Origin of the sequence: Acinetobacter sp. ANC 5054 (assembly GCF_002135295.1) — a bacterium.
Taxonomy (GTDB): Bacteria; Pseudomonadota; Gammaproteobacteria; order Pseudomonadales; family Moraxellaceae; genus Acinetobacter.
Genome location: NZ_NEGG01000013.1, coordinates 32962 through 47263 on the forward strand (window position 1 = coordinate 32962; position 14302 = coordinate 47263).

Genomic DNA, 14302 nt, shown 5'->3' on the forward strand with positions numbered 1-14302 from the left:
CCAACCGATTAGGCTATGCGCATTCTGCTTTTTTGGATTTCTCATGTCTGACCTTCCTATTTCTCCCGCTTTGTATAACCGTGCGATGGCCGGCAATAAAGATGCTCAATTTGAATTGGCTGAAATTTACATGCAAAGTGAAAATGATGAGCATGTCGAACTTGCTGAAGAATGGGCATTGAAAGCTGCACAGCTGGGTCATATCGAAGCCATGTATTGGTTGGGCGAAGGCTATGCGGTCTATGCCAAAGACTTACTGGAAGAAGATCCTGAAGAATCTAAGACTTATTTCGAACATGCGCACCGTTGGTTAGAACAAGCTGCTAAGCATGATCACCCTGCTGCAATTTTAGAATTGGCCAATTTTTACCGCCGTGGTGATGTAGTGGAAAAAGACGTTGCTAAATCTATTGAGCTGGTTGAACAGTCTGCCAAACTCGGTGAAGTCCAAGCCATGCGTGATTTGGCTTTTATTTATGCCAATGGTTTAGGTATAGATGCTGACGAAGAAAAAGCAGATTACTGGAATGAAAAAGCCAATGTGGCTGAACAACCAGAAGCTTAAAACTTAAATAAAAAAGCCCATCCAATGATGGGCTTTTGCTTTTAGAGCGGTGTTTAGTTAACTGTGCTAATTTGCAAAATACTGATTCGCATCGACTGTTATTACTTGACTGCAAATGCCTTCAGCTCGACGCTGCTGTTCAAAAACCTTAGCTGGCATAGCATCGAAACTGTCAAAGAAACTAATCTCGGTTTCGTCAATGTCATACACTAAGGAATGATTACCTACACCTTCTAGAGTGTCGTAATACACAATCACAAATTGATTTTGCTCAAAAGCTTGCTGAATTTCGGCATAGCTAATGGCAGGTACTATTGGAAGTTTTAATTGTTCCGCTTCTGCATACTGACGCTTTTCACTATCCTGCAAATCAGGGTCTGGTGCGGTAGAAAACTCCACTTGAAAACCAAACTTTTTCAGTCCAAGCGCTAGACCAATGGTGGTTGTGCCATGCCCTGCTTCGTAGCCACAGACTTCTATCAGTTGTTGAATCTCGGCATCTATACCTAAATGCTGTAACAGCATCCAAACTGCATAAATCCCGCCATTGGCTTCAAGATCGGCTAATTCATCTGGGATTTGGACTGACATAGTGGAAACTCAAATTTTTTACATGTAGAGATGATAAACAAATTGGCTCATATTTTCCTGTGATAATTCATTGTTCACGGCTTGGTACATAGACAAAAATAATGTCCAAATCTTGTTTCGGTACAAAATTCTTTTCAATCATTTGAAATTGCGTTGCGCTCATTTTTTTCACTTTGCCTGCCCAGCAAAAAGACACCAACTCGTTAGCATCCCGCTCGAGGGTCAGCTTAAAATCTTGAATGGGTTTCGCCCAATTAGCACCTGTTTTTAAGATATAACCCAAGGCTTGAAATGGTGCATGCTGTGATTTGGCCTTTCTTAGACCTGCCTTAAAGTTCTGATCCATACAGTACGTTTGATTGTCGTCACTTGGATACAAAGCCACAGAGCCGCCTACCAGCGGTGCATATTGATGCTGTACGCGAGTAAACGCATTGGCTTTAAAGGTTTGCTTCCAGCTGTAAATCACTTGAGACGACCATGAAATGACTTCATTCGGATCTTTGGGCAATACCTTTTGCAACGCTGCATTTTTACAGTTTCTGAGCTTCACCTCGAAAGTTTCATATTCATAATCTTGGCGGCTCCACGGATTCAGCATGTCTTTTTCCGTAAATCCGCATTGCTTAAAGCTCTCGGTCATATCCACTAGTGCTTTATTTTCATCTTTATAAATAAAAGTACGCACATGCATTGCAGGCTGAATCGATTTTCCATTCACCTGTACTTTAAAACTTTTGAGCAATTTTTCAGTATCGGCAAAATCAGATTCAAAGAAATTTTCAACTATTGGTAGCGGAAACAAGACGGTTTCGGTCACATCTTTATTGCTCAGATTTTTAAACTGATAATCGACCTTTATCATTTTTTTACTTATAAATAGGTCTTCGCTAAACATTTGAATGTCTTTATTTTTGAGGTACTGCACCCCTCCCGTTGCGACATAGCCTGTTGAATCGTTGGCTATTAGTGCCATAGAAACCACCCCAAACCCGAACCCTAAAACCGCATCAAAAATTCTCATAAATTCGAATACCTAAATATTATTTATCGCATTTAAAATCATCTATTAAACTTAAACGAATACTCCTAATTTTCTCAGTTAGAAAATTAATTTGATAGACATGATAAAGAACATATGAAAAACCATTTTCAGGCAATACCTTGTTATTTAATTCTTTTTTGAAATATTCATCTTTGTAAAATTCTGATTTTTCTTGTCTTATCTGATTATAGAGTTTATTCCAAAACACTCCATCATAAGAATAAAACAACACAGAATTACCTTTCTGATGCCAAATTGGAATTGCGTGAGCTATACGATCTCTCAATTTTATTGCATCTGATATTGTTACAAGTTTTTTTGGAAGTTCCTCTTCATCAAAAATATTAAGAGTGATTAAAAACCTTTCTAATTTCTTATCTTTATTTTTGAATAATTCATTTAATGTTGTATTTATCCCTTTACTATTTGAAGATACATCTCTTTCAATTCCTAAACTTGTTTTAAACATTTTATCAACTGTAGAATCTAAAATATTATATTCCACAAGAAAGTCATACAATTTGATTTTTATTGTTTCTGGAACATCTTTTCCGCTAATAATTAAGCTTTCTAACTCCGTATGAGGCAATTCCCCTATTTCTTTTGGTAACTTTAGTTGCCTTTCAGCTATCTCATTATAACTAAATATTTCTTTTTTCCTTTTTTTCCAAAACCACATAGCACAAACCTAATTTTATTGCTTCGAATCTAATCAATTTATCATTGGAACAAAATCCATTTCCAAGTACAATAGCCCGCTAGTCGAGGGATGCTGCGACTTTTTCACAGGCACATAAATGTGAAATCGCTAGGCTCGACGATTCGGTTCAATACTCTATTGAATCAACAACGGCATCCGCGAACATAATGATCAATTGTTTTTATTAAGGAGATCGTGATGAACGCGGTTAATGCTTCATTTACAGATTATAAAGTTGCCGATATTTCCCTAGCAGACTACGGCCGTAAAGAAATCAAACTTGCTGAAGCAGAAATGCCAGCACTTATTGGCCTTCGTAAACGCTATGCAGCAGCTAAACCGCTTGCTGGCGCGAAAATCCTTGGCTGTATCCACATGACCATTCAAACTGCAGTTTTAATTGAAACTCTAGTTGAATTGGGCGCTGAAGTTCGTTGGACTTCTTGCAACATCTTCTCTACTCAAGATCACGCTGCTGCTGCAATTGCTGCTGCGGGTGTTCCTGTATTTGCTTGGAAAGGCGAAACAGAAGAAGAATACATGTGGTGTCTTGAACAGCAAATCAATGTAAACGGCACGCCTTGGGATGCCAACATGATTCTGGACGATGGCGGTGACTTAACAGCACTTGTTCACGAAAAATACCCAGAAGTGATTGCTAAAATTCACGGTATTACTGAAGAAACAACAACTGGTGTTCAACGTCTTTACGAAATGCACCGCGATGGCACTTTAAAAGTTCCAGCGATTAACGTAAACGACTCTGTAACTAAGTCTAAAAACGACAACAAATACGGTTGCCGTCACTCACTAAACGATGCAATCAAACGTGGTACAGATATGCTTTTATCTGGTCGTCGTGCGCTTGTAATCGGTTATGGAGACGTAGGTAAAGGTTCTGCTCAATCACTTCGTCAAGAAGGCATGATTGTACGTGTAACTGAAGTTGACCCAATCTGCGCAATGCAAGCATGCATGGACGGTTACGAAGTTGTAGCTCCGTACAAAAACGGCGTACAAACTGGTAAGAAAGAAGACATCAACCTTGACCTTCTTCAAAACACAGACTTGATCGTAACAACAACTGGTAACTACCACGTATGCGACGCAGCAATGCTTGATTCATTAAAAGCTGGTGCTGTGGTTTGTAACATCGGTCATTTCGACACTGAAATCGACACTAACTACTTACGTGGTTACAAGTGGGTTGAAGTTAAGCCACAAGTTCACCAAGTGTATCGTACAGAAAATGAAAACGATTACTTAATCCTTCTTTCAGAAGGTCGTTTGGTTAACCTTGGTAATGCAACAGGTCACCCTTCACGTATTATGGATGGTTCTTTTGCCAACCAAGTATTGGGTCAAATGCACTTGTTCGCTGAAAAATTTGCTGATCTTCCTGAAGATCAAAAACAAGCAGCAATTCGCGTAGAACTTATTCCTAAGAAATTAGACGAAGAAGTAGCTGCTGCGATGGTTGCTGGTTTTGGTGGTGTTTTGACAACTTTAACTCAACAACAAGCAGATTACCTTGGTGTTCAAGTTGAAGGTCCGTTCAAAGCTGAGGCTTATAAATATTAATTGCCCTTACCCCATCCCTCTCCCATAGGGAGAGGGTGACAGCTTCGTTAAATTACATTCAAGATTAAAATCATATCAATTTAACGAAGCTGGGTGTCTAACCCTGCATAATTCAGTAATGAATACTCCTCTCCCTTTGGGAGAGGTCAGGGAGAGGGTAAACAAACAGTATTTATAAAAAAGGATTTGAACATGTCAAAACAGATTCCTATTTCTTTTGAGTTCTTCCCGACCAAAACTGATGCTGGTGCGGAAAAACTTAAAGTTGTACACCAAGAACTTCAATTATTAAATCCTGAATTTTTCTCTGTAACATATGGCGCAGGCGGTTCTACCCGTGAACGCACTTTGTCTACATTGAACGATTTCAATGGTAAAGGCACGCCTGTTGCCCCTCACTTGTCTTGTATTGGCGACAGCAAAGAACGTATTGCAGAATTGCTCGATTTATATAAATCACAAGGCATTGATCGTATTGTGGCGCTTCGTGGTGACTTACCTTCTGGTCAAGTGGGTTTAGGCGAATTGCCTTATGCAACTGACCTTGTACGTTTCATTCGCGAACATACTGGTGACCATTTCAAAATTGAGGTTGCTGCTTACCCAGAAATGCATCCGCAAGCGGACAGCTTTGATCTAGACATCAAACGTTTCTGCGACAAAGCCAATGCAGGCGCGAATGCTGCACTCACCCAGTTCTTCTTTAATCCAGATGCATACTTCTACTTTGTAGAACGCATTCAAAAAGAAGGCGTGAACATTCCAGTAGCTCCAGGCATCATGCCAATTACCAATGCAAGCAATCTAATTCGCTTCGCTGATGGTACAGGTGCAGAAATCCCACGTTGGATTCGTAAGCAATTGGCAACATATGGTGATGACACTGCATCGATCAAAGCATTTGGTCATGAAGTGATTGTAAAACTTTGCGAACGCCTGATTGCTGGCGGCGCGCCAAGTCTGCATTTCTATACCATGAACACCACAGACCCTACACGTCAACTTGTACTAGACCTCGGTCTTGCATAAGCCATTTACACCAATTTGAGAGTAAAACTTTAATGCCACGTTTTTTTATTGAAGCTGATTTAACCGTTGCCACAACTGTTGAATTGACGGAGACAGTGTTTCATCACTGGGTAAAAGTTTTACGCGCTCAAGTTGGTGAAACCGCCACTTTGTTCAATGGACAAGGCGGTGAATATGCTGTGGAACTGGTTGAAGTTGCAAAAAAATCCGCCGCTGTAAATGTACTGTCTTTTAATCCTGCAAATCGCACGCCAAAATTTAAAGCCTTACTCGGTCAAGTGATGAGTAAGGGTGATCGTATGGATTATGCAATACAAAAAGCCGTTGAACTCGGTGTCGCTGAAATTCAATTGCTCACTTCTGACCGCTGTGAGATGCGTCTTAAATATGATCGTGATCAAAAGAAACTCGATCATTGGCAAAGCATTGCCATTGCAGCTTGTGAACAGTGTGGACTTAATATTATCCCCAAAATATTACCTCCACTTTCACTGGAAAAATGGTACGAGAGTCCACTTCCTCCGACAAAACTGGTTTTAGCACCCAATAAAGACGAAGTCGATGTATTAGAAAATGTCAATAATGAACTATGTTTACTGATTGGTCCAGAAGGTGGTTTAAGCGAAGCAGAAATTACCACTGCCAATGATCATGGCTTTGTAAATTGGTGTATTGGTGAACGTGTACTGCGTACTGAAACAGCACCAGTCGTTGCATTGTCAATTTTAAATTACAAGTTTATTTAAAATAAATTACTCTATAGTTCATCTGAAATTAGACATTTTGGAATCCTTTACATTGCTTTTTTTTTGTAACACAATTAATCTAAGTTAATAAAAAAGAATGAAGTGTTACTAAAACAAACAATTATCCTCAAAAACAACACTACTAGCATGCTGTTTTTGATTGACTTTAATTAAGGTATTTATATTCATGAAGTATGAACAAGATGAATATATTAAGCAGTACAATCATACTGCTCAAATTGCGAACACGCTTCGCCATAGCCGTTATTTTTTAGTCAGTATCCTGATTATTTGTTTATACATCTTCTCGATTTATCAAATTTTCTATAAAACTACGAGTTTATATTTCAATATTTGGTTTATTTTTACTGAAGTTTTTGTCAGTCTTTGCTGGCTCATCAGTACAGTTTATTTTAAACCAGAACAATACTCCTTAGACATTGCACATCGCTGGTTACAGTTCCAATGTTTTTCTGTAGGCACCCTTATTGCTAGTGGTATCTTTTTAATTTTCTATTATTTACCGTCGACAAATGAAAGTTTTGCACCTATTCAAGCGCTAACACTTTCGGCACTTTTATTAATTGTGTCTCAAACCTTTGGATTGACCTATTTAACGCAAAAGCTCAATTATTTTTGTCTGGCTTTCTTGCCATCAATTGTGCCCTACCTTGTTGCGCAGTTCTTCTTTTTAGATAGTTCCAACCACTTGTTTAGTCTGTCGATTAATTTTGGACTGATCGTAATTTTAATGTGTGCAATGACCTCTTATCGCATACACCGTCGCATTTCCACACTGTATGCAAAAAATAATTTATTGGTTGATAGTGCCAAACAACAAGTTAAATGGACCGATGAGCTGTGTCAGCAGCTACAAAATGAAGTCAATAAATCACGTGATATTGAATTACAACTGCAACTGGGCAACCAACTCCTCGAGCAAAAAGTAAAAGAACGCACCTTTGACATCGAAAAGATGAACAAAGATTTAGAAGATCAGCAAGAAAATCTTGTTCTTGCACATGAGATTGCCGGTCTACGTCCTTGGGACTGGAACGTTAAAGAACGCAAAATCATTTTCACCAACTACAAACAAGAAAAAACTATTCGTCATTCCAAAGAGCATCAGGAAAAATTACAGCATGTCATTCATCCCGATGATATTGCTCATTTTAAATCGACAATTACCCGCCATTTACGTGGATTTACTGATCGCTATGAAGCAACTTATCGCATTCAAAACAATCAAGGGAAATGGGGTTGGGTGCATGATATTGGACGTGTGATCCAACGTGATCCTATATCAAAAAAACCATTACGAATGGTGGGTATTCGTCGTGATATTCATCAAGAGCGGACTTCTCAAGAACGCCTAAAACTGGCAGCAAGTGTTTTACAGCAAGCGGCTGAAGGTATTTTCATTTTAAATGAAGAACTGTGCTATATCGACGTCAATCCTTTTTATGAGCAATTAACAGGTTTTAGTCACGAACAAATTATTGGTAAACATTTATTTGATATCACAGCGAATTACAAGTCTATTCAACGCAGTACCCATTACTCAATCATCAAACAAGTATTGAAAATTGGTGAATATGACGGTGAATTACATGAAAAATTCCTCTCTGGCAAAGAATTAACATTGTGGATGCATATTAATGCCATCACCGATGACCAAAATCGTGTCACCCATTATATCGGTATTGTTTCGGATTTAACTGAACGAAAACTCCAAGAACAGCGTCTGTCTTATTTAGAAAACTACGATACCTTAACGGATCTACCAAATCGTTTTTATTACAACTATCAACTTCATCAGTACTTAGTTTCACAACAGGATTCTATTAAAGCACTTGCCGTAATTCGTTTAAATATCGATAGATTCCGCCCTTTAAATGAATATCTCAGCAACAATGGCGGAGATGAATTATTACGTCAGGTTGCACAGCGTTTACGTTTAACCAATGCCGAAGCCTTATTCGTTGCACATTTAAATGGCGATGATTTTGCGATTGTGTATGAAATTTCACATATTCGACCTTCAGTACAAGAGCATTGTGAACGAATTAGTAAAGCCTTCAGTTTACCATTCAACATCTTTGGTCAAGACCATGTGATTACCCTATCGATGGGCGTTGCCTTCTACCCAGAGCATGGTCGCCAACTCGATTATTTGAATAACTGCGCTGAGCAAGCTTTAAGTGAAGCAAAAAATCTCGGTGGTAACGCTACTCGCTATTATTCCAATGAAAATACAGCTCTACTAGAACAGGGTATTTTCTTAGAACGTGACTTGCGTAAAGCCATTCAAAATAATGAATTGGTCGTGTATTACCAACCGAAAATTAATTTCCACAATAAAAATATTTATGGTTTTGAGGCACTTGTACGTTGGAATCATCCTGAAAAAGGTCTAATTCCGCCGGGTCTCTTCATTCCACTTGCAGAACAAACTAGTTTAATTTCCGATATTGGTCGTTTTGTATTACACCAGACAGCGAAGCAAATTCGTTTATGGAATAACTTGGGCTACAACAATATCTGCGTATCGGTGAACATCGTCGCGCAACAACTGCGTCGTGGTCAGTTACTCAATGACCTTGATGAAGCCATTGATGCCAATCAAATTGATGGCGCAAGTCTTGAACTTGAGATTACCGAATCTTCATTGGTTGAAAATTTAGATTCAGTCCGTGAACTTCTGAGTGAAATTAAGAAACGTAAAATCAATATTTCATTAGATGATTTCGGTACTGGTTATTCATCGCTGTCATATCTTGCTGACTTCCCAATTGATATCTTAAAAATTGACCGTAGTTTCGTCTCTAAAATTGGTGAAAATAAACAACAAGCCATTGTCCGTGCCATGATTGCTATGGGCAAAGCTATGGGCATGACAGTTGTGGCTGAAGGGATTGAAACTGAACAGCAAATGCAATATCTGCAAGATTTAGAATGTGACATCGCACAAGGCTACTTATTTTCAAAACCTTTGCCACAAGAACAAGCGACTGTATTTCTCGAAAATAATATTTCATCTTCATCTTATACCTATTTAATCTAAGTTCATTGGCTTGAGTTATAAGATAGTTGGAAATATGGCACTTTAGCGTATGGGCTAAGTGTCTAACTAATGTTATATTCATGCTGATAAAGCAGACTGAACTGCCTTTATTTTGGATAAACAAAACATAATCGAGATACAGATGGACGATCAATCTTTAAAACAGCAAGCTTTGTATTATCACGAATTTCCAACACCGGGGAAAATTAGCGTTACACCAAGCAAACAATTGGTCAACCAACACGATTTAGCACTTGCCTATTCACCTGGCGTTGCCGCACCTTGTTTAGAAATTGAACGCGACCCATCTACTGCTGCCCTTTACACAGCGCGCGGTAATCTTGTTGCAGTAGTCAGTAACGGTACAGCCGTACTTGGCTTAGGTAACATTGGCCCATTAGCGTCTAAACCTGTAATGGAAGGTAAAGGTGTACTGTTCAAAAAATTCGCTGGTGTCGATGTCTTTGACATTGAAATTGCTGAAAACGATCCAGACAAAATCGTAGATATCGTTGCAGCTTTAGAACCTACTTTTGGTGGTATCAACCTTGAAGACATCAAGGCCCCAGAGTGTTTCTACATCGAGCAAAAACTTCGTGAACGCATGAATATCCCTGTGTTCCATGATGACCAACACGGTACTTCAATCATCGTTGGTTCAGCACTTCTAAATGCTTTGCAATTGAACGGCAAAAAAATTGATGAAATTAAAATTGTCGCTTCAGGTGCAGGTGCTGCTGCCCTTTCATGTTTGAATCTACTTTGCGCATTAGGTGCAAAAAAAGAAAACATCATCGTAGCGGATTCACGCGGTCTATTGACAACTCAACGTCAAGGCTTGGACGAATCTAAAAAAGCGTATGTTCAAGACATCCAAGGCTCACAGCTTGCTGATGTCATGGAAGGCGCAGACATGTTCCTTGGTCTTTCAGCGGCAGGAATTTTAACCAAAGAAATGGTTAAAGTGATGGCAAAAGATCCAATTATCTTTGCCCTTGCAAACCCAGACCCAGAAATTTTGCCTGAACATGCACATGAAGCACGTCCTGATGTGATTATGGCAACAGGTCGTTCGGACTATCCGAACCAAGTAAACAATGCCCTTTGCTTCCCTTACATTTTCCGTGGTGCGCTTGATGTTGGTGCAACCACAATTAATGAAGAGATGAAAATCGCTTGTGTACATGCGATTGCACGTATGGCACATGTTGAAGCTGATGCAGCATCTTATGGTGAAAAATCTGCTTCATTTGGTCGTGACTACCTCATTCCACGTCCACTCGATCAGCGTTTAATTCTTGAAATTGCACCAGCAATTGCACAAGCCGCGATGGATTCTGGCGTAGCTACACGTCCAATCCAAGATTTCTCTGCTTACCGTCAACGTTTATCTGAATTCGTCTATAACTCAGCGTTTATGATGAAACCAATTTTTGCTCAAGCAAAAACAGATCCAAAACGTATTGCTTATGCGGAAGGTGAAGACTTACGTGTTCTACGTGCAGTGCAAATTGCAGTCGATGAAGGTTTAGCAAAACCAATCTTAGTTGGTCGCCCAGCTGTAATTGAAGCAAACATCAAAAAATTAGGTCTTCGTCTTGAAAATGGTGTGAACATCACAATCGTCGATCAAGAGAAAAATCCTGATTACGATAAGTTTGCAGATGATTACTACAGCATCATGCAGCGCAAAGGCGTTACACCTGAGTACGCACAACGTGAAGCACGTCGTCGTTCTACACTGATTGCCGCAATGTTGGTTCGTCATGGTTTAGCGGATGGTATGCTGTGTGGTACGTACTCAAGCTACGATATTCACTTAGACTTTGTCAGCAACGTGATTGGTTTGAAAGAAGGCCGTAATAATTACTTTACTTTAAATGCATTAATGCTTGAAGACCGTAACTTATTTATTGCCGATACCTATATCAACCGTAACCCAACAGCTGAACAGTTAGCAGAGATGACCATTTTAGCTGCTGAAGAAGTGCGCCGTTTCGGTATTACGCCGCGTGTTGCACTACTTTCTCACTCTAGCTTTGGTTCAGATCAAACTGACCCAAGCGCGCAAAAAATGCGTAAGGTTTACGACATTTTGTCAAAGATTGCACCAGAACTTGAAGTTGAAGGTGAGATGCATGGTGATGCTGCACTTGACGAAAATATCCGTCAGTTTGCTTACCCGAACTCTCGTTTCAAAGGTTCTGCAAACTTACTGATCATGCCAAACCTTGATGCAGCAAACATTTCATTCAACTTATTGAAATCTACATCTGGTAGTAATGTGACAATTGGTCCAATCTTACTTGGTGCAGCAAAACCAGTTCATATCTTAACCCCGACTGCAACAACACGTCGTTTGGTGAATATGACTGCATTAACAGTTGCTGAAATTCAGGAAAATGAAAAATTAGCGCTCTAATTTAGTTTCCCTGAACACACTTTGTGACTTGAGAAAACCTCTGTTCTGTAGCATGATTGCTATAAGAATAGAGGTTTTTTCATGCAAGTTTATTTAGTAGGCGGTGCAGTTCGAGATCACTTGCTCGGACACCCCTATCACGAAAAAGATTATGTCGTTGTCGGTGCAACGCCGGAACAATTACTTGCTCTAGGTTACCAGCCTGTGGGTAAAGATTTCCCTGTTTTCCTTCATCCTGAAACCAAAGACGAATATGCCCTTGCTCGTACAGAACGTAAGTCTGGACACGGCTACCACGGCTTTGAATTTCATACCGATATAAGTGTCACGCTCGAACAAGATTTAATTCGTCGAGATTTAACCATCAATGCGATAGCGATGGATGATGCAGGTAATGTCTATGACCCCTATGGCGGTCAACGTGATCTCGAACAGCGTGTCCTTCGTCATGTGTCTCATGCATTTGTGGAAGATCCACTCCGTGTACTGCGTATTGCACGTTTTGCTGCACGTTATAAAACACTTGGTTTTAAAGTTGCAGATGAAACCTTAGCGCTCATGCAAGAACTTGCTGAGTCGGGTGAACTTGAAGCATTGACACCTGAACGTGTTTGGAAAGAAACCTCTCGTGCCTTAATGGAAGATCATGCCGATGAGTATTTTGAAGTCCTACGTGCTTGCGGTGCTTTAAAAGTTTTATTTCCCGAAATTGATGCACTTTATGGCATTCCACAGCGTCCAGAATACCACCCCGAAATTGACTGTGGTATTCATACCATGATGTCTCTACAACAAGCCTGTCGTGCCAATTATTCACTTGATGTGCGCTTTGCAGTCTTGGTACATGACTTGGGCAAAGCGTTAACCCCAGTCGATGAATTACCACGCCATATTATGCATGAAGAACGTGGTGTCAAACCTGTGACTGAAGTTTGTGATCGTATGCGTGTACCCACCAATACCAAACAACTTGCGATTTCGGTGTGTAAAGAACATTTAAAATGTCATCAAGCGTTATCACTTAAACCCGGTACACTATGGCGCTTATTGCAACGTATGGATGTACTACGCCGCCCTGAACGCGTCGAAGCCTTTATACAAGCTTGCGAATGTGATTCTCGTGGTCGCTTAGGTCTTGAAGATCGTGAATATCCTCAGGCGCAGTATGTTTTGAATGCCATGCAAGTAGTACGCAATATTAAGGCGCAAGATTTACCACCTGAGATTCAAGGACCCGATATTGGTGAAATGCTGATTGAACGTCGTATTGATGCTTTAGCCGAGTTAAAGCAGAACTATATTGTCCAGACGGTATAATCTAAACATTCAATATTGTCCTCTAGCATATTTAACTAGAGGACAATATTTGGAGTGTAGAGCATTAATTAAAGTTTAATTTTTGCTGAAATTGCAGATCCAATACACAATGATTAAATGCCGCAAAGCGCTCCAGCTCTGTACTTAAAAGCTCAATAAAATAGGCTTTATTTTTTATAATTGCTTGCAGATGAAAGCTCAGTATTTCTAAAATCCCTTTCCCACGATGCGCCTTGCAATCGATTTTTCCCACTAATTCAGTACCATACAATATCGGTAAACAAAAATAACCATATTGCCGTTTTTCAGGTGCCACATAGCATTCCAAACGATAATCAAAATTAAATAAGGCCATTAGGCGGTCACGATGAATAACCAAATTATCAAATGGAGAAAGAATTCTGACGCTTTTTTCATGTACATTAAATTGATCTATTTTTTCTAAATCAACATAGAGCCATTCACCTGAATCTAACTGAACTAATTCAATCATTTTTGCATCAATTTGTTCATTTAGGATTGAACGCATTGCTATTTTTAATTCTGTACCCGATTTTAAATGCAGCAATTGTTTCCATGTAAATACGCCATGTGACCTTTTTACCGTTTCAAACAAGTAACGTGCATATTCTTCTACACTGGGCTCCGTCAAATCCAGTCCTAAAGGCAAGCAGTTTTCTGCAAGTGCATAAAATTTCTCAACACCTACACGCTTGCAGACCATCAAATCGCCTTGCATATAAAGTTGTTCAATAGACTTCCGCACAATGCTCGATTTCCACCAACCTTGTGCAGCCTTTTCATTTTTGTTCAGAAAATCGCGAGAGCACACCCGAACTTCGGATTTTGCTTGCGCCAATATCTCTTGCATAAGGTGTGAGTCACCTCGATTAAAATATTTACTTTCTCCACGTCTGACAGAATTCATCTGCCTCAGCGCATATCGATAGTCACGCATTGGGATATACGAAGCGGCATGAAACCAATACTCAAATATTTTTTGATCTGCCAATAAAGTATTTAAATGTTCTTTTTCATAGTTTTGAACACGATTCCAAAGTGTATGATGGTGCGCGCGCTCAACCACTGAAATCGTATCGATTTGCACATAACCTAAATGCTCAATCACATTCAAGCTATCGATCATTCCTCTTGACGGGACAGGATGAGGATGAAGCAATGAACTGTTAATCGCTAATTGTCTAAATTGAATATCCATATTGTGCTGTAATATTTTATTTA

At 39.5% G+C, this 14302-nt stretch carries 11 protein-coding genes; 7 read left to right on the forward strand and 4 right to left on the reverse strand.

What is annotated here, in order from left to right; all coding sequences use genetic code 11:
• Positions 1-43: 43 nt before the first annotated feature.
• Positions 44-565, forward strand: a complete 522-nt coding sequence (locus B9T33_RS13010; RefSeq protein ID WP_086179334.1) for a tetratricopeptide repeat protein — start codon at positions 44-46, stop codon at positions 563-565.
• Positions 566-631: 66 nt separating this feature from the next.
• On the opposite strand, the gene B9T33_RS13015 is transcribed toward B9T33_RS13010, so the two are convergent.
• From B9T33_RS13015 to B9T33_RS13025, 3 genes are all read right to left on the reverse strand, one after another.
• Positions 632-1156: a cysteine peptidase family C39 domain-containing protein gene (locus B9T33_RS13015; protein ID WP_086179335.1), complete on the reverse strand. Its 525-nt coding sequence runs from the start codon at positions 1154-1156 to the stop codon at positions 632-634.
• Between the two features lie 67 nt (positions 1157-1223).
• On the reverse strand, positions 1224-2132 hold the full coding sequence (locus tag B9T33_RS13020) for a DUF4424 family protein (RefSeq protein WP_086179336.1): 909 nt from the start codon (positions 2130-2132) through the stop codon (positions 1224-1226).
• A gap of 67 nt (positions 2133-2199) precedes the next feature.
• Positions 2200-2880 (reverse strand): hypothetical protein, encoded by a 681-nt coding sequence (locus B9T33_RS13025; protein WP_086179337.1) that lies wholly within the window; start codon positions 2878-2880, stop codon positions 2200-2202.
• A gap of 219 nt (positions 2881-3099) precedes the next feature.
• Between B9T33_RS13025 and ahcY the strand changes: the two genes are divergently transcribed.
• The 6 genes from ahcY to B9T33_RS13055 all read left to right on the forward strand — a co-directional run bounded on the left by ahcY (position 3100) and on the right by B9T33_RS13055 (position 13060).
• A complete protein-coding gene (gene ahcY / locus B9T33_RS13030) occupies positions 3100-4482 on the forward strand; it encodes an adenosylhomocysteinase (protein ID WP_086179338.1) in 1383 nt (460 codons plus the stop codon).
• A gap of 192 nt (positions 4483-4674) precedes the next feature.
• Entirely contained in the window at positions 4675-5511 is an 837-nt protein-coding gene (gene metF, locus B9T33_RS13035; protein ID WP_086179339.1) for a methylenetetrahydrofolate reductase [NAD(P)H], read from the forward strand.
• Between the two features lie 32 nt (positions 5512-5543).
• A complete protein-coding gene (locus B9T33_RS13040; RefSeq protein ID WP_086179340.1) occupies positions 5544-6257 on the forward strand; it encodes a 16S rRNA (uracil(1498)-N(3))-methyltransferase in 714 nt (237 codons plus the stop codon).
• Positions 6258-6444: 187 nt separating this feature from the next.
• Entirely contained in the window at positions 6445-9321 is a 2877-nt protein-coding gene (locus B9T33_RS13045; RefSeq protein WP_086179341.1) for an EAL domain-containing protein, read from the forward strand.
• A gap of 142 nt (positions 9322-9463) precedes the next feature.
• Positions 9464-11743: an NADP-dependent malic enzyme gene (locus B9T33_RS13050; RefSeq protein WP_086179342.1), complete on the forward strand. Its 2280-nt coding sequence runs from the start codon at positions 9464-9466 to the stop codon at positions 11741-11743.
• Between the two features lie 81 nt (positions 11744-11824).
• Positions 11825-13060: a multifunctional CCA addition/repair protein gene (locus B9T33_RS13055; RefSeq protein ID WP_086179343.1), complete on the forward strand. Its 1236-nt coding sequence runs from the start codon at positions 11825-11827 to the stop codon at positions 13058-13060.
• 64 nt (positions 13061-13124) lie between these two features.
• On the opposite strand, the gene B9T33_RS13060 is transcribed toward B9T33_RS13055, so the two are convergent.
• Entirely contained in the window at positions 13125-14279 is a 1155-nt protein-coding gene (locus tag B9T33_RS13060) for a winged helix-turn-helix domain-containing protein (protein ID WP_086179344.1), read from the reverse strand.
• Positions 14280-14302: the final 23 nt, after the last annotated feature.

What these genes read in the sequence shown, in the direction of transcription:
- B9T33_RS13040 (WP_086179340.1), top strand. Translation starts at nt 5,544, where the DNA reads ATGCCACGTTTTTTTATTGAAGCTGATTTAACCGTTGCCACAACTGTT.
- B9T33_RS13045 (WP_086179341.1), top strand. Translation starts at nt 6,445, where the DNA reads ATGAAGTATGAACAAGATGAATATATTAAGCAGTACAATCATACTGCT.
- metF (WP_086179339.1), top strand. Translation starts at nt 4,675, where the DNA reads ATGTCAAAACAGATTCCTATTTCTTTTGAGTTCTTCCCGACCAAAACT.
- B9T33_RS13015 (WP_086179335.1), bottom strand. Translation starts at nt 1,156, where the DNA reads ATGTCAGTCCAAATCCCAGATGAATTAGCCGATCTTGAAGCCAATGGC.
- B9T33_RS13060 (WP_086179344.1), bottom strand. Translation starts at nt 14,279, where the DNA reads ATGGATATTCAATTTAGACAATTAGCGATTAACAGTTCATTGCTTCAT.
- B9T33_RS13055 (WP_086179343.1), top strand. Translation starts at nt 11,825, where the DNA reads ATGCAAGTTTATTTAGTAGGCGGTGCAGTTCGAGATCACTTGCTCGGA.
- B9T33_RS13010 (WP_086179334.1), top strand. Translation starts at nt 44, where the DNA reads ATGTCTGACCTTCCTATTTCTCCCGCTTTGTATAACCGTGCGATGGCC.
- B9T33_RS13050 (WP_086179342.1), top strand. Translation starts at nt 9,464, where the DNA reads ATGGACGATCAATCTTTAAAACAGCAAGCTTTGTATTATCACGAATTT.
- B9T33_RS13020 (WP_086179336.1), bottom strand. Translation starts at nt 2,132, where the DNA reads ATGGCACTAATAGCCAACGATTCAACAGGCTATGTCGCAACGGGAGGG.
- B9T33_RS13025 (WP_086179337.1), bottom strand. Translation starts at nt 2,880, where the DNA reads ATGTGGTTTTGGAAAAAAAGGAAAAAAGAAATATTTAGTTATAATGAG.
- ahcY (WP_086179338.1), top strand. Translation starts at nt 3,100, where the DNA reads ATGAACGCGGTTAATGCTTCATTTACAGATTATAAAGTTGCCGATATT.